The sequence below is a fragment of the Klebsiella sp. ME-303 genome, from assembly GCF_007910085.1.
GTDB lineage: Bacteria > Pseudomonadota > Gammaproteobacteria > Enterobacterales > Enterobacteriaceae > Klebsiella > Klebsiella michiganensis.
In genome coordinates this window covers 27626-50869 of record NZ_VOJB01000053.1, presented here as the reverse complement: position 1 = coordinate 50869, position 23244 = coordinate 27626, and the positions used below count along the sequence as shown (strand labels likewise).

19 protein-coding genes are annotated in these 23244 nt (G+C 59.9%); 8 read left to right on the top strand and 11 right to left on the bottom strand.

Annotation, left to right across the window (positions count from 1 at the left end; all coding sequences use genetic code 11):
* Positions 1–2 precede the first annotated feature (2 nt).
* From FQK12_RS02840 to FQK12_RS02830, 3 genes are all read left to right on the top strand, one after another.
* Positions 3–776: an ABC transporter ATP-binding protein gene (locus tag FQK12_RS02840; protein ID WP_014230105.1), complete on the top strand. Its 774-nt coding sequence runs from the start codon at positions 3–5 to the stop codon at positions 774–776.
* A gap of 416 nt (positions 777–1192) precedes the next feature.
* Positions 1193–1993, top strand: a complete 801-nt coding sequence (locus FQK12_RS02835) for a transcriptional regulator (RefSeq protein ID WP_038423091.1) — start codon at positions 1193–1195, stop codon at positions 1991–1993.
* Positions 1980–2450, top strand: coding sequence for a hypothetical protein (locus FQK12_RS02830; RefSeq protein ID WP_014230103.1), 471 nt, complete (start codon positions 1980–1982; stop codon positions 2448–2450). Before FQK12_RS02835 ends, FQK12_RS02830 begins: the two co-directional genes overlap by 14 nt.
* Here FQK12_RS02830 and yegS read toward each other — a convergent pair whose 3' ends face one another.
* The 8 genes from yegS to FQK12_RS02790 all read right to left on the bottom strand — a co-directional run bounded on the left by yegS (position 2451) and on the right by FQK12_RS02790 (position 16390).
* Entirely contained in the window at positions 2451–3344 is an 894-nt protein-coding gene (yegS, locus tag FQK12_RS02825; protein WP_009654032.1) for a lipid kinase YegS, read from the bottom strand.
* Between the two features lie 244 nt (positions 3345–3588).
* The gene (gene yegQ / locus FQK12_RS02820) at positions 3589–4950 is read right to left on the bottom strand and encodes a tRNA 5-hydroxyuridine modification protein YegQ (protein WP_014230102.1); all 1362 of its coding nucleotides are present in this window, start codon (positions 4948–4950) and stop codon (positions 3589–3591) included.
* A gap of 318 nt (positions 4951–5268) precedes the next feature.
* The gene (gene baeR, locus FQK12_RS02815) at positions 5269–5991 is read right to left on the bottom strand and encodes a two-component system response regulator BaeR (RefSeq protein WP_014230101.1); all 723 of its coding nucleotides are present in this window, start codon (positions 5989–5991) and stop codon (positions 5269–5271) included.
* Complete coding sequence (gene baeS / locus FQK12_RS02810) at positions 5988–7523, bottom strand: two-component system sensor histidine kinase BaeS (protein WP_014230100.1); 1536 nt, start codon at positions 7521–7523, stop codon at positions 5988–5990. Before baeS ends, baeR begins: the two co-directional genes overlap by 4 nt.
* Positions 7520–8935: an MFS transporter gene (locus tag FQK12_RS02805; protein WP_014230099.1), complete on the bottom strand. Its 1416-nt coding sequence runs from the start codon at positions 8933–8935 to the stop codon at positions 7520–7522. Before FQK12_RS02805 ends, baeS begins: the two co-directional genes overlap by 4 nt.
* Before the next feature lies 1 nt (position 8936).
* Positions 8937–12014 carry a multidrug efflux RND transporter permease subunit MdtC gene (mdtC, locus tag FQK12_RS02800; protein ID WP_014230098.1) on the bottom strand — a complete coding sequence of 1026 codons (3078 nt, stop codon included), beginning with the start codon at positions 12012–12014 and terminating at the stop codon, positions 8937–8939.
* On the bottom strand, positions 12015–15137 hold the full coding sequence (locus FQK12_RS02795; RefSeq protein ID WP_014230097.1) for an MdtB/MuxB family multidrug efflux RND transporter permease subunit: 3123 nt from the start codon (positions 15135–15137) through the stop codon (positions 12015–12017).
* On the bottom strand, positions 15137–16390 hold the full coding sequence (locus FQK12_RS02790; RefSeq protein WP_014230096.1) for an MdtA/MuxA family multidrug efflux RND transporter periplasmic adaptor subunit: 1254 nt from the start codon (positions 16388–16390) through the stop codon (positions 15137–15139). The genes FQK12_RS02795 and FQK12_RS02790 overlap by 1 nt, the downstream gene beginning before the upstream one ends.
* A gap of 383 nt (positions 16391–16773) precedes the next feature.
* Between FQK12_RS02790 and FQK12_RS02785 the strand changes: the two genes are divergently transcribed.
* The 4 genes from FQK12_RS02785 (at position 16774) to FQK12_RS02770 (ending at position 19816) form a co-directional block, all read left to right on the top strand.
* Positions 16774–17535 (top strand): dimethylarginine dimethylaminohydrolase family protein, encoded by a 762-nt coding sequence (locus tag FQK12_RS02785; RefSeq protein WP_014230095.1) that lies wholly within the window; start codon positions 16774–16776, stop codon positions 17533–17535.
* Between the two features lie 28 nt (positions 17536–17563).
* On the top strand, positions 17564–18337 hold the full coding sequence (locus FQK12_RS02780; RefSeq protein WP_014230094.1) for an ABC transporter substrate-binding protein: 774 nt from the start codon (positions 17564–17566) through the stop codon (positions 18335–18337).
* 64 nt (positions 18338–18401) lie between these two features.
* Entirely contained in the window at positions 18402–19094 is a 693-nt protein-coding gene (locus FQK12_RS02775; RefSeq protein WP_014230093.1) for an ABC transporter permease, read from the top strand.
* Positions 19091–19816: an ABC transporter permease gene (locus FQK12_RS02770; RefSeq protein WP_014230092.1), complete on the top strand. Its 726-nt coding sequence runs from the start codon at positions 19091–19093 to the stop codon at positions 19814–19816. Before FQK12_RS02775 ends, FQK12_RS02770 begins: the two co-directional genes overlap by 4 nt.
* Here the strand turns inward: FQK12_RS02770 and FQK12_RS02765 are convergent, their stop codons facing one another.
* Positions 19817–20272 (bottom strand): Lrp/AsnC family transcriptional regulator, encoded by a 456-nt coding sequence (locus FQK12_RS02765; protein ID WP_038423413.1) that lies wholly within the window; start codon positions 20270–20272, stop codon positions 19817–19819.
* 14 nt (positions 20273–20286) lie between these two features.
* Here FQK12_RS02765 and FQK12_RS02760 point away from each other — a divergent pair, with 14 nt between their 5' ends.
* Positions 20287–21405 carry a succinylglutamate desuccinylase/aspartoacylase family protein gene (locus FQK12_RS02760; protein ID WP_014230090.1) on the top strand — a complete coding sequence of 373 codons (1119 nt, stop codon included), beginning with the start codon at positions 20287–20289 and terminating at the stop codon, positions 21403–21405.
* A 7-nt stretch (positions 21406–21412) separates the two neighbouring features.
* On the opposite strand, the gene FQK12_RS02755 is transcribed toward FQK12_RS02760, so the two are convergent.
* Entirely contained in the window at positions 21413–22309 is an 897-nt protein-coding gene (locus tag FQK12_RS02755; protein WP_014230089.1) for a proline iminopeptidase-family hydrolase, read from the bottom strand.
* An 84-nt stretch (positions 22310–22393) separates the two neighbouring features.
* Positions 22394–23146, bottom strand: a complete 753-nt coding sequence (locus FQK12_RS02750; RefSeq protein WP_014230088.1) for a helix-turn-helix transcriptional regulator — start codon at positions 23144–23146, stop codon at positions 22394–22396.
* Positions 23147–23244 lie beyond the last annotated feature (98 nt).

Genomic DNA, 23244 nt, shown 5'->3' with positions numbered 1-23244 from the left:
TGATGATTGAAGTTCAACGTCTCAACCTCGCGTTTGGCGAAGGGGAGAAGCGTAACCAGGTGCTGTACGACGTTAATTTCCACGTTAAGCCCGGCGAGATCTACGGTCTGGTGGGGGAGTCCGGCTCCGGCAAAACCACGGTGCTGAAGTGCCTGGCGGGGCTGTTTACCCACTGGCAGGGGGAGTTAACTATTGACGGGCAGCGCTTAGGGCATGAGATTAGCCGCGAGCGCTGCCGTCAGGTGCAGATGGTATTTCAGGACCCGTACGGATCGCTGCATCCCCGTCACACTATTGGCGATATCCTTGAAGAGCCGCTGCAGATTCATCGCATTCACGATCGCGACCGGCGGATTCATGCGCTGCTGGACAAAGTGGGCCTCAATCGTGCGTTTCGCGAACGCTATCCGCATCAGCTTTCCGGTGGCCAGCGGCAGCGCGTGGCGATTGCCAGAGCGCTGATCCTTGAGCCGCAGGTGCTGCTGCTGGATGAGCCGACGTCGGCGCTGGATGTGTCGGTGCAGGCCGAGATCCTCAACCTGCTGGCAGAATTGCAGCAGGAGGCTAAACTCACTTACCTGATGGTGACCCACGATTTGGGCGTCATTGCCCATTTATGCCAGAAGGTGGCGGTAATGCAGTACGGGAAAATCCTTGAAACCCTGACGGTCGATGCGCTGGTCAACGGCGAGGCGCAAACGGCCTATACGCAGATGCTGGTTAACGCCAGCCGGCAATATACGCGCGAAATGGCGCGCGAGGTGGCGGCATACTAAGCGATATGGCGCATTGTCTCGCGGACAATGCGCCCTGTTTTTGGATAAAACTTTGAAATGATATGTATTAATAGTTATAAATATCGTCTATTAATGTAAAAGTGGTGTTTAGATCTAAAATGAAAGTATCTGTTGTATGAATGAAAATATATGGAATCATAACTTGTGTTTATTATTCATTTTGAAATAAATAACCAGATTTTCTTCAAATCTCAAAATATTCCATGCTGTAAATTCATTTAAACCTTGTTAATTGCAAGGAAAAACTGCGTATTACGCCTCCAGATCCGCTGAGTAATAGAGTAAACTCGCCTGCGAATAATCTTAAGTTATCAGCTGCGTCATAAAGGATTACCGTATTTAGAGTAGGGTACCCATGCCGCTTATCCACTTGATTACTATTCTCAGGGAACAGGATGGAAAAAACATATACGATTAATGGAATAATTACATTTATTCCTCAACGTGGTGCTCTAATACTCATTGCTGACGAGACGAAAACGGTTTCATTAAATATGCCGGCCAGCCGTTGTTTATTGCTGCTTATTCAGCAGGATGGCAAAACCGTTGCCCGCGAAACCTTTTTCGAGGAAGTGTGGATAAAGCATGGCTCCCAGGTAACCAGCAACGGTTTCTACCAGAATATTTCTCTGCTGCGCCGGGCATTTAAAGAGCTGGGCATGGAGGGCGATATTATTATTACGCTGCCGAGGGTTGGCGTCAGGCTGGATGCGACAATATCGGTGACGGAGTCCCAGCCGTGCGAGATGGAGAAGGCACCGGAGCCACAGGTGCCCCTGGATGGGCCCGTGCACGAGGAGGTCGCGGCTGCGAGTGTGCCTGAAAAAAAGCGGTTAAGGCCGCGATGCTCTCTGTTATGGGGGCTTGCGGCGCTGCTGAGCTGTCTGGTCGGCGGTTTTGTTGCGTGGCAAACAGAATTCGACTCTTATTTGCAAACTTATTCGCCCATAATTGCTAAATTTTCGCAACAATGTCATTTTTTTGCCAATAATGATGTGGTTGATCACGTTCGTCATGTCAATTTTATCAAGCGCAGCAAATTTGAATGTGAAGAATACTCGTGGATTTATTTGACGCTTTATCCCGGGCAAGCGCGGGTGTCGGTGATTCGCTGCCGTCAGCCATTTAGTCAATGGCGTGATAATCAATGCCTCACCAAATATTACATTAAGGAGGTAGCCAATGCGCCCGCGTGAAATTAAATGGTTAATCGCTATCGTATTTATCGGGGTGCTTAGCGGAATAATGATCAAATCCTGGCAATACTGGCAGCGCAATCATTTCCAGTGCAGCGGCGAGATGCGGCTAATTAACGCAGGCTACCAGGGCGATATTTCCTTACGCTACGTATTTGATAGCAGTCGCGGGCTGGCGATGGTCCGGGGGGAAATTACGCCGCCGCAGGGCGCTGCGTTTACCATTAATCAGAACATCTGGTTTAGCTTTACCCGCGACGGCCAGCACTACTTCCTGCGTTCGGAAACCGTCTCAGCCAGCATCGGCGAGACCGAGCAGGAGGAGCATGTAAAGCGTATCCTGCCAGCGTTTTTCCTCCAGCCGCAGGTACCGTTTTACCTTAACATCCAGCGGCTCAACGAACGTACCCGGCTGCTGTATACCAGCCGGGCGCCGTCTTTGCTTTGCGAAACCTGATTAACGTAGCAGCGGGCAGTCCGGCGGCAGTCGGCAGCGAAGCGCGGCCGGTAACAGCTCCATACGGAAGGTTTTGCCGGTTAGCGGTTCACCATCGAGATTAAACGTCATCTCGTGGGGTGCGGTGATCTCGAACCACGATGAGACGCCGTCGATAATATTCGGCGAGGTTTCCGGATTGGCCAGGGTGCTGAACAGCGCGGGGATTAGCTCTTCGCCGGTGAAAATGCGCAGATGCAGCAGGCCGTCGTTGATTAACGCTTCCGGGCACAGCTGCTGGCCGCCGCCGGCCTGGCGCCCGTTGCCGATGCCGATGACTAGCGCGTCGCCATGCCAGTGAAAGTTCTCGCCGCGGATTTCGCAGCGGTCCGGCTTAAGCGTATCCATGCGCATCAGGCCGTGGATTAAATAAGAGACGCCGCCCAGCGCGGCCTTGAGCTTCTCCGGGGTTTCGGTCGTGATTCGGGTGCCGAAACCGCCGGTGGCCATATTAATAAAACCGGTCTTATCGTTAACCCGTGCAACATCTATCGCCACATCGCGGCCAACGATGGCCAGCTTCAGGGCGCTGGCCAGATCCTGGGGGATGCCGACGCTGGTGGCGAAGTCGTTCGCCGTGCCCAGCGGTAAAATCCCCAGCGCCAGATTGCCGTCGCGCTCCACCAGCGCCGTCGCCACCTCATTGATGGTGCCATCGCCGCCGCCGGCAATCACCGTTTCGACATTCAGCGTCAGGGCTTCATCGATAAACCGAACGGCATCGCCCTTTTCCCAGGTGACGCGGACGTGAATATCGATACCTTCGTCGCGTAACAGTTTAACCGCCTCTCGCAGGGACGGTTCATTGGCGCCTTTACCATTCAGAATCAGTAAGCTGGCTGGAAACGTGGACATTATCAGGGGACCTTTGTTGCTCAATGATGCATAAAGTGTACCGCATGCGGAAAGGGAAGGCCGGGAGAGAGATAAAAAAATAAGCCCGCGTAAGGGAGATTACGCAGGCTAAGGAGGTGGTTCCTGGTACAGCTAGCATTTATGGGTTATGTTTTTCAGCGAAATGGATGATATCTGCTTTGAACGAACCGGTATGTGATCCGTTTCTAATATCTTTACATCGTGAAAAAATAACCCAAATTAACTAGTTACTGTGCGGATTTCTGGTCGTCTGACCAGTAAAATTACGCATCAGCAGCGCATACTGCAGCGCCATATCTTCCGGAACAGGCAACCATACTGTGTGGCCATCGCCCGGCGCCACCGGCATGCGTTCACCTTTGCCATTTTCCATATGCTCGAGGGTAAAGTTAACGTTGCCCTGCGGGGTCATCAGCTCAAGGCTGTCGCCGACGGAAAATTTGTTTTTCACCGCCACCGCTGCCAGCTGGCCGTTGCGCTCGCCGGTAAATTCGCCGACAAACTGCTGGCGTTCGGAAACGGAGTAGCCGTGCTCGTAGTTCTGGTAGTCATCGTGCGTATGGCGACGCAGGAAGCCTTCGGTATAGCCACGGTGCGCGAGGTTTTCCAGGGTATCCAGCAGGGAGGTATCGAACGGTTTGCCAGCGGCAGCATCGTCAATGGCCTTGCGGTAGACCTGAGCGGTACGGGCGCAATAGTAATGTGATTTGGTGCGGCCTTCGATTTTCAGCGAGTGGACGCCCATCTGGGTCAGGCGCTCAACGTGGGCAATCGCGCGCAGATCCTTCGAGTTCATGATGTAGGTGCCGTGTTCGTCTTCGAAAGCGGTCATGTATTCGCCCGGACGTTTGGCCTCTTCAATCATAAACACCTGGTCAGTCGGCGCGCCGATGCCCAGCGTCGGCTCGACGTTCTGCACCGGGATCGGTTCGTGCTTATGCACGATATTACCGACGTCGTCTTCTTTACCTTCCTGCACGTTATACTCCCAGCGGCAGGCGTTGGTGCAGGTCCCCTGGTTTGGGTCGCGTTTGTTGATATAGCCAGAGAGCAGGCAGCGGCCGGAGTAGGCCATGCACAGCGCGCCGTGAACGAAAATTTCGATCTCCATTTCCGGCACCTGGCTGCGAATTTCGGCGATTTCATCCAGCGACAGCTCGCGGGAGAGAATAGCGCGGGTGAGCCCCATTTGCTGCCAGAACTTGACCGTCGCCCAGTTGACGGCGTTGGCCTGTACCGACAGGTGAATATCCATATGCGGGAAATTTTCGCGCACCAGCATGATCAACCCCGGGTCGGACATGATCAGCGCGTCCGGTCCCATTTCCACCACCGGCTTCAGATCGCGAATAAACGTTTTCAGCTTGGCGTTATGCGGGGCAATGTTGACCACCACATAGAATTTTTTACCCAGCGCGTGGGCTTCGTTGATGCCGAGCTGCAGATTTTCGTGATTGAATTCGTTATTACGCACGCGCAGGGAGTAGCGCGGTTGGCCTGCGTAAACGGCATCTGCGCCATAAGCGAAAGCGTAACGCATATTTTTCAGCGTTCCCGCCGGGGAAAGGAGTTCCGGTTTAAACATGATTTTCTCGTTCTGATGACAGGTCAGATTCGCCGCACCCGGTACGGCGAGTTGGGGAGTGCCCCCACATTAAGGGCGGGCATTGTAGCGCCGTGGGGGAGGGGAGTAAATATCAGTCGGGTATCTTTGGCGATAAGCGGACGGCAAATCAGTTCCGGGTATGCATCAAGCGGCCGCTATCTGCCGGTTTCAGCCGCTGCTTTTTCCCCGGAGGCGGCGCTTGACGCGCCTGTCCGGGCTACCCGGCCCGCAGACGGCGGTGAGCCTGTAGCCCGGCTAAGCGCAGCGCGAACCGGGGAAAAGTCGGGCAGGGGCTAACTATGCCAGCCGGCAGGCGTCGGCTTCCCAGCGGTACCCTACGCCGTAAACGGCGCGGATAAACGACTGCTCGGCGTCCAGCGACTCCAGCTTACGCCGCAGGTTTTTGATATGGCTATCGATCGTTCGGTCGGTCACCACGCGGTAATCATCGTACAGGTGATTCAGCAGCTGTTCGCGCGAGAAGACTTTACCCGGTTCCTGGGAGAGGGTTTTCAGCAGGCGGAACTCGGCGGGCGTGAGGTCCAGCAGCTTGTCGCGCCAGGAAGCCTGAAAACGACCTTCGTCGACAATCAGCGGGCTTTCCGCATCCAGCGCCTGCAGATCGCGCTGCGGTTTGCAGCGGCGAAGAATGGTCTTCACGCGGGCCACCACCTCACGCGGGCTGTAGGGCTTACAGATATAGTCATCGGCGCCGATTTCTAACCCCAGCAGGCGGTCGATCTCCTCGATTTTGGCGGTGACCATAACCACCGGTACCTCAGAGAAACGGCGGATTTCCCGACACAGGGTCAGGCCGTCGGTGCCGGGCAGCATCAGATCCAGCAGGATCAGATGCGGCGGCGTCTGGCGAACGTACGGGAGAACCCGATCGCCGTGATTAATCAGCGTCGGCGCATAGCCCGCCGCCTGAAGATAATCGATCAGCAGCTGACCCAGCTTGGGCTCATCTTCCACGATAAGAATGCGTGGCGTGTTTTCATCAACAGGTAATTCAGTCATACGTCTCTCGATAAATTACGTTCCAGAGGTAGTTCTACTTTAATGCTAACCCCGCCCAAAGGCGAATGGCCGGCACGCAAAGTACCGCCGTGGGCCGCGACAATGTTAAGGCAAATCGCCAGCCCTAAACCAGAGCCGCCGCTGGCACGATTGCGCGACCCCTCAGTACGATAAAAACGCTCAACCAACCGCTCCAGCTGTTCATCGGTGACGCCGGGGGCGCTATCGGCAAACTCGAGAACCAGCCCATCCCCGCTCTGGCTGGCGCTAATCTGCAGGCCGCCGCCGCTATCGGTATAGCGCAGGCTGTTTTCCAGCAGGTTATTAAACAGCTGCATCAGGCGATCCCGGTCGCCGAAAATCGTTGCGCTTTCCGGCAGCGAAACGCCGATCGACAGCCCGCGGCTGGCGAAGCGCTCGCGAAACGCGCCGGCGGCGACCTCCAGCAGATTGATGATATCCACCGAGGTTTTCTGGTAGGAGAGGGCGCCTTCATCGGACATCGACAGCTGGTGTAAGTCATCGACCAGTTTGGTGAGGGTGGCGACTTCCGCCTGCAGGGAGGCGATGGAGTCCGGGGTAAATTTGCGGATCCCATCCTGAATCGCCTCCAGCTCGCCGCGCAGCACCGCCAGCGGCGTGCGCAGCTCGTGGGAAATATCGGCCATCAGGTCCCGGCGCATCTGCTGGTTGCGTTCCAGAGTGCTGGCCAGCTGGTTAAAATCTTTGGCCAGACGCCCCAGCTCATCGCTGCTGGTGGCGGCGACGCGGGTGGAGAAATCGCCGGCCGCCAGACGGTGCGTCCCCTCAACCAGGCGTTTAACCGGCGCGAGCAGGCCGCGCGCCAGCGGGAAGGTGGCCAGCGCCGCCAGCAGCGTGGCGAGGGCGACAATCAGCCAGCTGGTACGTTTCTGCTGGCGGTCAAAGTTGATATCGGTGTTGCGCGTCAGGCGTTCAACCGGCGAGGCGATGACCGCGCCAACCTCAACGCCGTCGACCATAATACTGCGCCGGGTACCGTCCTTCGGCACGCGTTCGCGCGGGCCCACCAGTACGCGTCCTTTTTGATCGACCACCCAGAACATCGTGCGCCAGCCGTGCGGAGGCATATCGGGGCCGGGACCGCGGTCGCCACGATCGCCGCGTGGACCGTCGAGCGGCCGGTCCGGCGCGGCGTCCGGCGGCATCTCTTCCGGGCCGGGGCCACCGTGCGGCTCATCCATCGGACCGTGGCCCATACCGCGGCCCGGCGGCGAGCGGTCATCGTTGTCGCGTTCAAAGGTTTTCAGCAGCTGGAAAATAAAGCGGTCGTTGTTGCGCAGGAACGTCCAGCTGCCGTGCTGGGCATACTGCTCGCTCAGGGCATCGCCGAGCATGGTCAGGCGCTGTTCGTTGCCGCGCTTGATATAGTCAATAAAGCCGCGTTCAAAGCTGATACGCACCGCCCAGTGCATACTGATCAGCAGCACGATGCAGGTGGCGAGGATCGCGATAAACAGCTTGCCGGTAATGCCGGGACGCCAGAACTTCAAGACTCACTCCTTTTACGGCGACGAATCACGGTATTGGTCGTGGTGTCGTCCGGTACGCGGGAAAAAAGCAGCGCCGGCAGCGCGATAATCACCGCCATGCTTAAGTAGGTATAGAGAAAGACCTGATGAGCGATCGCCGCATCGGCGCTGATATGCTGCTGGCCGTAGAGACCGAGCAGCATCCCGGCGATAGTGACGCCGATACTCATCGACAGCTGCATGACCATCGACAGCAAGCTGTTGCCGCTGCTGGCCAGATCGTCGGGCAGATCTTTCAGGGTCAGCGTATTCATTGAAGAAAAGCGGCTGGAGTTAATCATCCCCTGCAGGAACAGCACCACCGGCAGCAGCCAGTACCAGCCCGCGAGCGCAACGGCCATAAACAGCAGGCTGACCAGCGCGAGGCCAATCGTCGAGGTCACCAGTACCCGGCGATAGCCGAAGCGGTTGACCACCTGGACCACAATGCGCTTCATCCCCATGCTGCCGAGCACCATCGGGATCATCATCAGCCCGGCGTGGAACGGCGTAAAGCCGAGGCCGATCTGTAAAAACACCGGCGTCATAAACGGCAGCATGCCGCTGCCGATACGCCCGGCGAAGCTGCCGCCAAGGCCGAGAGAAAAGGTGCGGTTGGTAAACAGTTTCAGGCTAAACAGCGCGTTGCGGTTGCCGCGCGCGTGCCACAGATAGCACAGCATTGACGCCGCGCCGATGGCCACCAGCGCCGTCAGCCACAGGGGGGAGAGCCCGAGCCCTTTTTTACCGTCGAGCGCCAGGGTCAGCGTCGCCATGCCGGCGGCCAGCAGAATAAAGCCGAAGATATCAAAGCGCCGGGTTTGCAGGGTGTAGTTGGGCATCAGGCACAGCGTGGCGATGGCGCCGACGATGCCGACCGGAATGTTGATCAGGAAGATCCAGTGCCAGGAGGCGTACTCCACCAGCATCCCGCCGAGCGCCGGGCCGAGCAGCGGACCCACCTGGCCGGGCAGGGTGACGAAGGTCATCGCCGCCATGTATTGACTGCGCGGGACGATTTTCATCACCGTCAGGCGGCCAACCGGCACCATCATCGCGCCGCCGACGCCCTGCAGCACGCGGGCGAGTATCAGCTGATCGAGCGTGGCGGCCTGCGCGCAGAACAGGGAGCCGGCGGTAAACAGCACGATGGCGCTAAAAAAGATATTCCGCACCCCGACCCGATCCGCCAGCCAGCCGCTGGCGGGCAGCATCACCGCCACCGTCAGCACATAGGAGACGATAACCATATGCATATGCAGCGGGCTCTCCCCGAGGCTCTGCGCCATGGAGGGGAGGGCGGTGTTAACGATAGTGGTATCCAGCGCCTGCATAAAAAAGCCGAAGGCCACTATCCACAGCTGCCAGCGCACGCTGGAGGGAAGATCTGTCATGTTATTCGCTTACCGGTTGAGGGACTTTTCGCGAAAAACGCAGCCGCAGACGGTCGAAGAACAGATAGACCACCGGCGTGGTGTACAGGGTCAACAGCTGACTCATCACCAGGCCGCCGACAATGGTAATCCCCAGCGGCTGGCGCAGCTCGGAGCCGTCGCCGCCGGAGATAACCAGCGGCAGCGCGCCGAACAGCGCCGCCAGGGTGGTCATCATTATCGGCCGGAAGCGCAGCAGACAGGCCTGGAAGATCGCCTCTTCCGGCGGCAGGTTGCCGTTGCGCTGCGCCTCAAGGGCGAAATCGACCATCATGATGGCGTTTTTCTTCACGATGCCAATTAATAGCATAATCCCGATAAGCGCGATTAGGCTGAACGGGGCATCGAAAAGCTCCAGCGCCAGCAGCGCGCCGACGCCGGCGGACGGAATGGTCGACAGAATGGTCAGCGGATGAACGTAGCTCTCATAGAGGATCCCCAGCACGATATAGACCGTGGCGATGGCCGCCAGAATCAGGATCACCTGCGAGTTCATGGTCTCCTGGAACACCTGCGCGGTCCCGGCGAAGGACCCGCGGACGCTGGACGGCACGCCAATCTGGGTCATCGCCCGGTTGATGGCGTCGCTGGCTTCCGACAGCGACTTGCCGGTAGGCAGGTTAAAGGAGATGGTCGACGCCGCCGACAGCCCCTGGTGGTTCACCGACAGCGGCGCGTTAGCCGGCTGCCATTTGGCGAAATAGGAGAGCGGAATCGGCTTGTCTTCGCTGTTGATTACAAACATCTTATCGAGGGCGCTGACGTCCTGGGTGTAGACCGGGTCGACCTGCATCACCACTTTATACTGGTTCAGCGGCTGGTAGATGGTTGAGATCTGCCGCTGACCGAAGGCGTTGTTCAGCAGATTGTTGGCGTCCTGCACGCTGATGCCGAGCCGCGACATGGTATCGCGATCGTAGATCAGATCCATCTCCGCGCCGTTATTCTGGCTGTCGGAGTTGACGTCCGCCAGCTCCGGCAGCGCCGCCAGCGTTTTGCGGATTTTCGGCTCCCATTCCCGCAGCGCCGCAAGGTCGTCCGACAGCAGCGTATACTGGTAGCTGGCGTTGGCCTGACGGCCGCCGACGCGGATATCCTGTACCGCCATCAGGAACAGGTTGGCCCCCGGCTCTTTGGCCAGCTTCTTCCGCAGCCGATCGATAATCTGCTGCGCCGTTTCATGGCGCTCATCGCGCGACTTGAGGGTGATAAACATCATTCCGCTGTTGACCCGCGAGCCGCCGGTAAAACCGGTGACGTTGTCCACCGCCGGATCTTCACGAATGATCTTCATAAAGTCCTCCAGCTTGCCGCGCATCGCCTGGAACGAGATGCTCTGGTCTGCCTGGATACCGCCCATCAGCACCCCGGTGTCCTGCTCCGGAAAGAAGGTTTTGGGAATTGAGATATAGAGCCAGACGCTCAGCGCGATGGTGCCAAGCAGCACCAGTCCGGTTAAGCGGCTGTGCTTCAGCACCCACTTCAGCGATTTGCCGTATCCGCCCTGAATCGCCACCAGCAGGCGGCCAACCCCGCGCTTGCGCGTCGGCTCGTGGGGCTTGCCGCTTTTCAGCAGCCAGCCGCACATCATCGGCGTCAGGGTCAGAGAGACCGCCAGCGAAATGCCAATCGCCACCGACAGGGTAACGGCGAATTCGCGCAGCAGCCTTCCCGGCAGGCCGCCCATCAGCAGCAGCGGCAGGAACACCGCCACCAGCGACAGGCTCATCGACAGGACGGTAAAACCGACTTCCCGGCTCCCCTGCAGCGCCGCCTGCAGCGGCTTCATGCCGGCTTCCAGATGGCGGGAAATATTTTCCAGCACCACGATGGCGTCATCGACCACGAAGCCGGTAGCGATAGTCAGCGCCATCAGCGACAGGTTGTTAAGGCTGAAGCCGCACAGGTACATGGCGGCGAAGGTGCCGATCAGCGAAACCGGAACCGCCACCGCCGGGATCAGCGTCGCGCGCCCCGAGCGGAGGAAGAGGAAGACCACGAGGATCACCAGCGCCACCGAGATGACCAGCGTTTGCTCCACTTCCTCCAGCGAGGCGCGGATGGTCGGCGAGCGGTCCTGGGCGATTTGCAGATCGACAGAGGCCGGGATGGTGCGCTGCAGCTCCGGCAGGCGGGCGCGAATGCTGTCCACCGTCTCGATGATATTGGCTTCCGGCAGCTTGCGGATCATCAGCAAAATCGCCGGTTTGGCGTTAGTCATCCCGGCGTTGCGCACGTCCTGCACCGAATCGGTGACGTTGGCGACGTCGCCGAGGCGCACCGCCGCGCCGTTGTTATAGTGCACGATCAGCGGCTGGTATTCGGCGGCGGTCTTCAGCTCGTCGTTGGTCGCCACCTGCCAGCGGTGGGTGGCATCTTCCAGCGCCCCCTGCGGTTTACGTACGTTGGCGTTGCTGATGGCGGTGCGCACCGCGTCCAGCGATACGCCCTGGTTAAACAGCGCCTGCGGGTTGAGGTCGACGCGCACCGCGGGCAGCGAACTGCCGCCGACGTCCACGTCGCCGACGCCGTCAATCTGGGCAATGGTCTGCGCCAGCTGGGTAGAGGCGAAGTCGTACAGTTCACCCTGGGACCAGGTATCCGAGGTGAGGGTGAGGATCATGATCGGCGCGTCTGACGGGTTGGCTTTGCGGTAGGTCGGACGGCTCGGCATGCCGCTCGGCAGCAGGCTTTGCGCGGCGTTAATCGCCGCCTGCACGTCGCGGGCCGCGCCGTTGATATCGCGGTCAAAGTTGAACTCAAGAATGATGCGCGTACTGCCGAGCGAGCTGGAGGAGGTCATCTCATTGACCCCGGCAATCCGCCCCAAAGAGCGCTCCAGCGGCGTCGCCACCGAAGAGGCCATGGTCTCCGGCGACGCGCCGGGCAGCGAGGCGCTGACCATGATGACCGGGAAATCCACCTGCGGCAGCGGCGCCACCGGCAGCAGGCGGAAACCGAGGATGCCGCACAGGGTGATGGCGAGCGAAATCAGAATCGTCGCCACCGGACGGTAAATGAAGAGGGCGAAAAACTTCACCTACGCCTCCTCCTCACGCCGCGGGAACCGGCTCTTTATATACAGCGACAGCCGGTCGAACAGCAGATAGATAACCGGAGTCGTGAACAGCGTCAGCACCTGGCTGAGCATCAGACCGCCGACCATGCCAATCCCCAGCGGACGCCGCAGCTCCGCGCCGACGCCGGTACTGAGCATCAGCGGCAGTGCGCCCAGCAGGGCGGCGAGGGTGGTCATCAGGATCGGGCGGAAGCGCAGCAGGCAGGCCTGGTAGATCGCCTCGCGCGGCGGCATGCCCTGCTCGCGTTCGGCGGCCAGCGCGAAGTCGATCATCATGATGGCGTTTTTCTTGACGATGCCGATCAGCAGAATGATGCCGATAATCGCGATAACGTCCAGTTCGCTCCCCGCCAGCCATAGCGCCAGCAGCGCGCCGACGCCCGCCGTCGGCAGGGTGGAGAGAATCGTTATCGGATGAATAAAGCTTTCATACAGCACCCCGAGGACGATATACATCGCCACCACCGCGGCAACCACCAGCCAGACGGTGCTGCCGAGCGCCGACTGGAAGGCCAGAGAGCTGCCCTGGAACTGGGTACGGATATCGCTCGGGAATTCCAGCGCCTGCTCGGCGCCAAGAATCGCTTCGACCGCATCGCCCAGCGAATAGTTGTCCGGCACGTTAAACGAGATGGTGGTAACCGGGAACTGATCGAGATGGTTTATGGATAGCGGGGCAAAGCGCTCCTCGACGCTGGCGATGGATTTCAGCGGCACAATCCCGCCGTCGCTGCTGGTCAGGCGAATATTATCCAGCGCCGCCAGCCCCGGCGTGGCCTGGGTATCATGCTCCAGCACCACGCGGTACTGATTCGCCTGGGTATAAATGGTGGAGATTAAGCGCTGACCGAAGGCGTTATACAGCGCGTTATCCACGTCCGCCATGCTGATGCCGAGACGGCTGGCGCTATCGCGGTCAACGTTGATATACGCCGCCAGGCCCTTATCCTGCCAGTCGCTGCTGACGTCGGAGAGCTGCGGCAGCGCCTGCAGCCGGGCCAGCAGCTGCGGGACCCAGTTGCTGAGCGCGTCCAGCGAGTTGGCCTGCAGGGTGAACTGATACTGGGTGCGGCTGACGGTGGTGTCAATGGTCAGATCCTGCGTCGGCTGGAGGTAAAGCTCAATGCCGGGGATGCCGCTCACCGCGTTCTGCAGGCGGGCGATCACCGTCTGCACGCGATCGTCGCGCTCGTCCAGCGGCTTAAGGTTGATTTGCAGGCGGGCGCTGTTGAGCGCCGGGTTGGTACCGTCGACGCCGACGTAGGAGGTCAGGCTTTCCACCGCCGGATCGTTGAGTATCGCTGCCGACACCTGCTGCTGGCGCTCGGCCATGTTGGCGAACGACGCCGACTGCGGCGCCTGCAGCGTCCCCTGGATAATGCCGTTGTCCTGAATCGGGAAGAAGCCCTTCGGAATAAACACCCACAGCATAATCGACAGCACCAGCGTACCGAGGGCCACGCTCAGGGTCAGCCACGGATGATTCAGCACCCGGCTCAGCCAGCGGCCATAGACGGCAATCACCCGCTCAAAGAAACGCTCGCTGGCGCGCGAGAAGCGGTTCTGCTTGCGCAGAGACTCGTGGCTCAGCATGCGGGCGCACATCATCGGCGTCAGGGTCAGCGACACCACCGCGGAAATCAGGATCGCCACCGCCAGGGTAATGGCGAACTCGCGGAACAGACGGCCCACGATATCGCCCATAAACAGCAGCGGGATCAGCACCGCAATCAGCGAGAAGGTCAGCGAGATAATGGTAAAGCCAATCTCTCCGGCCCCTTTCAGGGCGGCGGCCAGCGGCTTTTCGCCTTTCTCGATATAGCGCGAGATGTTTTCAATCACCACGATGGCGTCATCGACCACAAAGCCGGTGGCGATGGTCAGGGCCATCAGCGTCAGGTTGTTAATTGAAAAATCGAGAAATACCATCACCGCAAAGGTGCCGACCAGCGATAGCGGTACGGCGATGCCGGGAATAATCGTCGCCGGGACGTTGCGCAGAAAGACGTAGATAATCATCACCACCAGGGCGATGGCCAGCATCAGCTCGAACTGGGTATCGCTAACCGAGGCGCGGATATTGGTGGTTCGGTCGGAAAGTACCTGTACTTTAACCGATTTCGGCAGGCTTTCGGTGAGCTGCGGCAGCATCTGGCGGATGCTGTCGGCGGTCGAGATAATGTTGGCCCCCGGCTGGCGCTGGACGTTCATGACGATCGCCCGCTGATTGTTGGCCCATGCCCCAAGCCAGCTGTTTTCCGCGCCCTGTTCCACGGTGGCGACGTCGCCGAGGCGAATCGGCGCGCCGTTCTGATAAGCGATAATCAGCCGGCGGTAATCTTCCGCCGACTGCATCTGATCGTTGGCGGAGAGGGTCACCGCCCGCGACGGGCCGTCAAGGCTCCCCTTCGCCGAGTTGACGTTGGCGCTGGTTATCGCGGTGCGCACCGTTTCGCTGGTCAGCCCGAGGGCGGCGATGGCCTGGGCGTTGAGCTTGACGCGTACCGCCGGGCGCTGGCCGCCCGCGAGGGTGACCAGCCCGACGCCGGAAACCTGGGAGATTTTCTGCGCCACGCGGGTCTCCACCATATCCTCGACCTGGGTCATCGGCACGGCGGAAGAGGTGACCGCGAGGGTCATAATCGGCGGATCGGCGGGGTTCACCTTACTGTAGACCGGCGGGTTAGGCAGGTCCGAAGGCAGCAGGTTGGTGGCGGCGTTGATGGCCGCCTGCACTTCCTGCTCCGCGACGTCCAGCGGCAGCGTGAGCTGGAACTGGAGCGTCACCACCGACGCGCCGCCGGAGCTCTGGGAGGACATCTGCTTGAGGCCGGACATCTGGCCAAACTGGCGCTCCAGCGGGGCGGTCACCGACGAGGTCATCACGTCCGGGCTGGCGCCGGGATAGAGGGTTACCACCTGAATCGTCGGGTAGTCCACTTCCGGCAGCGCCGAAACCGGCAGGAAACGATAGCCGATAATCCCGGCCAGCATAATGGCCACCATTAACAGCGTCGTGGCGACCGGGCGCATGATAAACAGACGGGAAGGGCCACCCGTGCTGCTCGGCGGTAACACTTGCATCAGGAGCGCGCTCCTTTTTTACCGTACTCGCGGCTGGTGGCTTTTTCCGGCTCGGCGGCGGTAGCCGCATCGTGGGCTTCCACCACCTCAACCTTCGCGCCTTCGGTCAGACGGTCGATACCGTCGGTTACGACGCGATCGCCGGCGGAAAGCCCGGCGTTGATCACCACTTTCAGGCTGTCCTGAATACCCGGCGTGACGGTGTGCTTGCTGACCTTGTTCTCATCGTTCAGTACCCAGACGAAATGGCCTTCGTTACCCATTTGCAGCGCGGCGGTTGGGATCACCACCGCGTTCTGCTCGGTATCGACCAGCATACGGGCGTTGACGAACTGATTCGGGAACAGGGCATCGTCCAGGTTAGTAAAGCGCGCTTTCAGCTTGATGGTGCCGGTGGTGGCGTCAATCTGGTTATCGAGGCTCAGCAGTGAGCCTTCGCTGATTTTCTGTTTATTGGTGCGGTCCCAGGCTTCGACAGCCAGCTTTTTTCCCGCCTTCTGCGCCTGTACTACGGTGGCGATTTGGTTTTCCGGCAGCGTAAAGACCACGTCGATAGGGTGGGTTTGCGTCAGCACCACAATCCCGGTGGTGTCGCCGCTGGCGATCTGGTTGCCGATATCCACCTGTTTTAAGCCGACCCGGCCGTCGATTGGCGCGGTGATGCGGCTCCAGTCCAGCTGCAGCTGGGCGCTGGCGACGGCGGCTTCGTCCGCTTTGATCGTACCCTGGGTTTCGCTGACCAGCGACTGCTGGGTGTCCAGCTCCTGCCGGGAAACCAGATTGGTTTTGACCAGCTGCTGGTAGCGCGCCAGATCGCGACGGGCGTTGGCGAGGGTCGCCCGATCTTTGGCCAGCTGGCCTTCGGCCTGGGCGAGGGCAACTTTAAACTGGCTGGGGTCGATTTCCGCGAGCAGATCGCCCGCTTTGACCTGCTGGCCTTCGGTAAAGTGGATGGCCAGCAGCTGGCCGTCGACGCGGCTGCGGACGGTGACGGTATTCGCCGCCGTCACGGTGCCGAGGCCGGAAAGGTAGCGGGGTACCGCTTCGCTGGTGGCGGTGGCCGCCTGTACCGGCGCGAGGGCGGCGCCAAAACGACCGGGGCGTCCGCCTCCGGGCCCCTGCTGACGCGCGCCTGATGCCGTCGGCGCGCCGCTGTTTGCCGCTTCGCGACCCTGCCAGAACCAGTACGCGGCGCCCGCGACGATCGCGACCACCAGCACCGCAGCCCAACGGCTTTTATTGCTACCTTTCATTAATTTGCTATCTCATCCTGAAACGTTTCACGGAATGATACTAGTTTAGCCAGCGAACGCTGCTTAAAAATGGAGGAATTATGAAAAGACTGTCCAGATATGTCTGTAAAAAATGCTTTTCGCAGAGCCGGTTACGGTGAATAGTTAGGCGTAATATTCGCTTAACGATTTTGCTTAGCCGGGCGATGAACCCGGTTAGTTATTGCCCGTCATCCGCTGTTTCTTAAGGGTCACAGCGGAATACGTCGAATCTGAACTGATATACAGCGTGAATAAGCGGCTCCGGAAAGTGATTCAGCCTGATTGGCGGCGGCATCTGTTTGATAATCAAATTCACTCACGATTTTGCCTTAAGCAATGCGACCACTACCAGAGGGTTCTTTATGCATTTTACCCAAGCTATCGCCCGTCTCCCGGCCGCCACCTGCGGCGCAGGACAAACTACCGCCCGGCTGGGCGCGCCGGATATCGCCGCCACCACCCGCCAGTTTCTCTCCTATGTAGAAACCCTGCTGCAGCTTGGCCTGAAGGTCACCGTACTGCCCGCGGCGGCGGATTATCCTGATGCGCACTTTGTTGAAGATACCGCGGTGGTGATGCCGGAACTGGCGGTGATCACCCATCCGGGCGCGCCGAGCCGTCAGGGCGAGGTCGATACCATTGCGCCGGTGCTGGCGGGGTTCCGTCCGCTGGCGCGAATGAGCGAGCGCGGGCATATGGACGGCGGCGACGTGCTGTTAGTGGATAAGCAGTTTTTTATCGGCCTGACGGCGCGCACCGATGAGCAGGGGATCCGCGAGTTTGCCGCCGCCGTTGAGCCGCACGGCTATCAGGTCGCGGCGATTGAAGTGAGCGCCGGTCTGCATCTGAAATCGATCGTCAACTATGTGGGCCGCAATACGCTGCTGCTGACGGAAGGCTACGTTAGCCATCCGGCGTTTAGCGGCTTCAACAGCATCGTGATCCCGGAAGAGGAGGCCTACGCCGGAAATACGCTGTGGATCAACGATACCTTAATTACGCCGCAGGGCTACCCCTATACCCTGGGCGAAATCAGCAAGCTGGGAATGCCTATCGTGCAGCTCGACACCAGCGAATTTAAGAAAATGGATGGCGGCCTGACCTGCCTCTCACTGCGTTTTTAATCACCGCGCCAACACCGGGGAGATCGAAATGAAAATACGCCTTGCCGCACTACTGGCCTGCATGGCGCTCAGCGCGCCGCTGGCCGCCCAGCAGTTTGACACCATCAGCTTTGGCGTCGATGGCGGCTATCCGCCGTTTGACGTGCTGGCGCCCAGCGGTGAAATTACCGGCTTTGATATTGATATCGCCAATGCGCTGTGCACCCAGCTAAAAGCCAAATGCGTTTTCGTGAAGCAGCCGTTCGAAAGCATGATTGCCGCCCTCAACGCGCATAAGTTCGATGCCATTATCGCTTCGCTCAATATTACCGATGAGCGTAAAAAGGAAGTGGATTTCACCGACCGCTACTACCGCAGCGCGGCGCAGCTGGTGGCGCGCAAAGGCAGCCCGCTGATGCCTGACGTCGCCAGCCTGAAAGGCAAAACCGTCGGCGTCCAGACCGGCTCCACCCATGAAGCGTTTGCGAAGGCCAACTGGGCCAATCATGGCGTGAAGATTGTCGGTTACGCTAACCAGGATAACGTCTACCTCGACCTGCTCTCCGGGCGAATCGACGCCGCGTTGCAGGATAATATTCAGGCGGCGACCGGCTTTATTGATACCCCGCGCGGGCAGAAATTCGCCTTTGCCGGTCCGGTTATCCAGGACGGCGGCATCTCTTCCGACGTGGGGATTGCGGTGAATAAAGACAACCCGGCGCTGCGCGATGCGCTGAACGGGGCCATTAAGGCAATCCGCACCGACGGCACCTACGACGCGATCCAGAAAAAATACTTTAGCTTTGATATTTATGGCAAATAAGTCGTGAAGATGCGGGCGCGGGTGATGGCCTGCGCCCCTTTACGACCTCCGCGGAAGGCTGAATATGGTCGCAGACTATTTACCCCTGTTGTTACGCGGCGCGGCGCTTTCGCTGTGCGTGATGCTCTCTTCATTACTGGTCGCTCTGCTGCTGGGGCTGATTAACTCGCTGGTTAAGCTCTTTGGCCCGCCGTGGCTGCGCCTGTTTTCCACCGCCTACACCACGCTGGTGCGCGGTATCCCGGAGCTGGTGATTATGCTGCTGCTGTTTTTCGGCGGCGAGATGCTGGTGAACCTGCTGCTGGGTCTGGTGGGGCTCGGGCCGGTGCGCTTCAATACCTTTATCTCCGGCGTGCTGGCGATCGGCTTTGTTTTCGGCGCCTATTACACCGAGACCTTTCGCGGCGCCTTTCTGACCGTCGATCGCGGGCAAACCGAAGCTGCGCAGGCCTACGGGATGCGGCCGTGGACGGTGTTCCGCCGGGTGATGCTGCCGCAGATGCTGAGCTTCGCGATCCCGGGCATCAACAACAACTGGCTGGGGCTGATGAAAGCATCGGCGCTGGTGTCGATCCTGGGCCTTGAGGATATGGTATGGCTGGCCGAACAGGCCGGGCGCGCCACGCAAAAGCCGTTCCTCTTCTATTTTCTGGTCTCGCTGATTTACATGGTGATTACCGCACTCTCCAGCTGGCTTTTCAGCCGCCTGGCGAAGCGTTACGCGCTGCGCTCTTCCACGGCGGGGACGGCCTTATGAATCTGCAAACCTTTCTCGATGCGATCCCGAGCTTTTTGTGGAGCGACGGCAACGGCGCCGCCAGCGGGCTGGCGGTCACGGCGGAGCTGTTTTTGCTCTCCATCGTTCCCGGGATGGCGCTGGCGATAGCGATGGCGGTGGGGCAGGTGTATGGACCGCGCGCGCTGGCGCTGCCCATCCGTGGTTTTACGTATTTTTTCCGCAGCACGCCGCTCTATCTCCAGCTGATGCTGATTTACTACGGCCTGTCGCAGTTCGATATCGTGCAGACGGGCTGGATGAACGACCAGCCGTTCTGGCTGTTGTTCCGCGATGCGACCTTCTGCGCCACGCTGGCGCTGGTCCTCAACACTGCCGCGTACGTCGCGGAGCTCCTGGCGGGGATGATGGTGACCTTTCCGCGCCAGGAGTGGGTCGCCGGGGAGGCCTACGGGATGGGGAAATGGCAGATTATTCGTCGTCTGGTGCTGCCTGCGACGCTCAGACGCGGGATCCCGGCGCTGAATAATGAAATGGTCTTTTTACTGCACGCCACGTCGCTGGCCAGCACCGTCACCCTGCTGGATATTACCGGCGTGGCCCGCGCGTTCTACGCCATGACCTATTCGCCGTTTATTCCGTTTCTGATGGCCGCGGCGCTGTATCTGCTCTGCACCTTTATGCTGATTTTCGCCTTTTCCCGCGCCGAGCGGCGCTGGCTGGCGTTTATCCGGCGCGGCTAGTCAGGAGCGCTTAATGGCCTGCAGTTCGGTCAGGGTGACGATTTTATCGACGTGAAACTTTTTACTGGTCAGCCAGCTATCCGCCAGCTGGCAGTAGTGCGCCATGCTGCGGCAGCCGATGCGTACCAGAAAGTCGAAGCTGCCGCTGACCAGCCAGCAGTCCAGCACTTCGGGCGTCTGGCGCATCTCCTGCTCAAACATCGGCTGCGAGCGCCCGTGGTCGGCCAGCGCGATTTGCGCCTGTACCACAAACGCGTGCTCCGGCTCGGGCAGTTCTACAATGGCGCTGTAGCCGCGAATAATGCCGTCGCGCTCGAGGCCGCGCACCCGCTCCAGGCATGGACGGGCGGTGAGGTTTACCTGCTCCGAGAGCTTCTGATAAGAAATGCGGCCATCCCGGCGCAGAATTTCAAGGATCTTATGATCGATACGGTCAAGCCGGGCTTTCTTTTCCACAACCAGGACGTCCAATGAAAATTAAACACTATACATTACCTGAACATGCACTCGGTGGGCAGCGGCAATTAAGCCATTTTCATTTCGGCGCGCCCGGCACGGGAGAGAAGGTCTATCTGCAGGCGGGGCTGCACGCCGATGAAATCCCGGGCATGCTGGTTCTGCATTATCTTAAAAGATTACTCAGCCAGGCGGAACGGCGCGGCGAACTGCGCGGCGAAATCATTCTTGTGCCGGTAGCCAACCCGCCGGGGCTGGCCCAGGTGCTGCTCAGCAGCGGTATTGGCCGTTTCGATCTGGCGAGCGGGCGCAATTTTAACCGCGATTTTCCCGATCTGGCGGCGCTGGCGCAGGCCGGTTTACCGGCGGATTTGCCCGGTACGCGCCCCGAGTATCTGCAGCGGGTGCGCGCGGCGATGCGGGAGGCGCTGGCGGCGCTTCCCGCCGTGAGCGAGGCGCAGGCCCTGCGCCACCATCTGCTGAGCCTCGCCTGCGATGCCGATCTGGTGCTCGATCTGCACTGCGATGACCAGGCGATTTTGCACCTCTACGCCGACCCGGCCTGGCAACGCGAGGCGAAAGTTCTGGCGGCTTTCCTCGGTATTGGCGCCGTGCTGCTGTCGCAGGAGAGCGGGGGCAACTCGTTTGATGAAGCCTGCGGCCTGCCGTGGCAGCGTCTTTGCGCGAGGAATCCGTCGTGGCGCCAGCAGCAGCCCGGCTGCATGGCGGTGACCGTCGAGCTGCGCGGCCAGCAGGAGGTGAATCACGCCACCGCCTGCGACGACGCCGAACGCATTTACCGTTACCTGCAGTACCGCGGCGTGCTGGCGGGCGCCAGGCCCGAGGTTCCGCAGCAGGAAACGGTGATGCTGCCGTTTGCCGCCGGGGAGATTGTCACCGCGCCGGCGACCGGCATCCTGGTGCAGCTAAAACAGCCCGGCGAGTGGGTCAGCGCTGACGATGTCGTCGCGGAAATCATCGATCCGCTGACCGATATGGTCAAAGCGGTGCGGCCGACATCGGGCGGCCTGATTTATGCCAGCCGTCGGGCGCCGTTTGTCACTTTAGGGGCTGAAGTGATGAAAATCGCCGGCGAGCGGCCCTTCAGTGGCGGAGGCGGACTGGCGCTGTAAGCGGCTTTTATGGTATCGCCCGGCCTAAAAAGTCGTTCACCGTCTTCATGCACAGCTCGCGCTCTTCGACGTGCGGCATATGGCTCGAGGCTTCAAAAATGACCCACTCGGCGCCGGAGATATGGTCCATAAAGGGCTGTACCACTTCCGGCGTGGCTTCATCGTAGCGCCCGGAAAGCAGCAGAACCGGAACCGTAATGCGCGCGAGGCGGTCGATAATCGTCCACGCTTTCATGCTGCCGATAACGTGGAATTCGGTGGGGCCATTCATGGCGTGATAAACCGTCGGGTCGGCATCCATGGCGTCGAAGGTGCGCCGCACTTCCGCCGGCCAGGGATCGAGCCGACAGACGTGGCGTTGATAAAATACTGCGCTTGCCGCCTTATATTCCGCGCTGTCCAGCGTTCCCGCCGCCTCATGGTCCAGCAGCGTCTGCTGGACGTCGGCGGGCAGCTGCGCCCGCAGCTTTGCCGCACCCTGCAGCCACAGCGCCATCGATGCCGGGGAGTTGGCGATAATCAGCGCCTTTAACCCCTTTGGCTGCGTCACGGCGTGCTCCGCGCCGAGCATACCTCCCCAAGATTGGCCGAGCAGGGCGTAATTATCGGCAATATTGAGATGCAGCAGCAGGTTAGCCAGTTCGTCAAGAAACAGCGCCGGTTGCCAGAAGTCGGCGGGCTGCTGCGGTAAATGGGTTGAACGCCCGTTGCCTAACTGATCGTAGTGGATCACCGCTCGCCCGCTGAGGGCGATATCGCGGAACGCATCGACGTAATCATGCGTGCACCCCGGCCCGCCGTGGGCGACGACCAGCGGCGTGAGTCCGCTATCGATATCGCCGCAAACGCGAAACCAGGTTTGATAGTGCCGAAACGGGGCGTAACCTTCGCGGATGGTATACATGAATCATCTTTACCCTGCTAAGTGGACCGGCTTTCAGGGTAAAGGCTGGCAACCGCGGCTGAACACTAGCAAAAATGCTAGTTCTTAGCTGTCGAGCAGACGGTAGTGCAGGGCGCGGACCACCGCCTGCACGCGGTTGCTGGCGCCCAGCTTTTTGGCCGCGGTATTGAGATGCAGCGTCACCGTCGCCACCGAGCGATGCAGCTTGCGGGCGATCTCTTTGGCGGTAAGCCCCTCGGCGGACCACGCCAGGCATTCGCGCTCGCGGTTGCTCAGCTTGACGTGATGGCAGGTGAGCATAGTGCTGTCGAACAGCGGGAAGGCGGACTCCTGAAACTGCCAGGCGAGCAGCATCAGCTGCGCCAGGGTGGCGCTGATTTCCCGCTCCTGGCGCTGGCCGGTATGGATGCCGGTGAGGGTCACGAATCCCCCGTTGGGGAGATGCAGGGGAACCGTCGCGCCGCAGGGCATATTGTGTTCGCGCATATAGTCGGTGACCGCGGTGGGATGATTGTCCAGCCTCCCGCGCAGCATGCTGCTGTCCGGCCGTTGATAGGACCAGACAAAAGGCGCGCAGCTCTCGAGCGCGCAGTGCTGTACCGGATCCACCTGGTAATATCCGCGCTCGCACCATAGCTGGCGCATATCTTCCGGCACGTTGAACGTTTTCAGCAGCGAGGGCGTAATCAGTTCTCCTTCCAGAGAACGCGGAACCGGCGTGTAATCGTAAATCACCGCCTCAAATCCCAACCTCCGGGTGTGCTGAAAAAGCCCGCTGAATGCGTCATCCAGGCTGGCCGCCCGCGCGCTGCCGGGGTGGTCAAACTCCAGTCGCATATAACCCCCTTCACCTAAAACGAGACCTGCGACGGGCACGATTTGTGCAAATCCGTCAGTAGCTGGCCCAAAGATATGCAATTCCGGTGCCGTCCCGG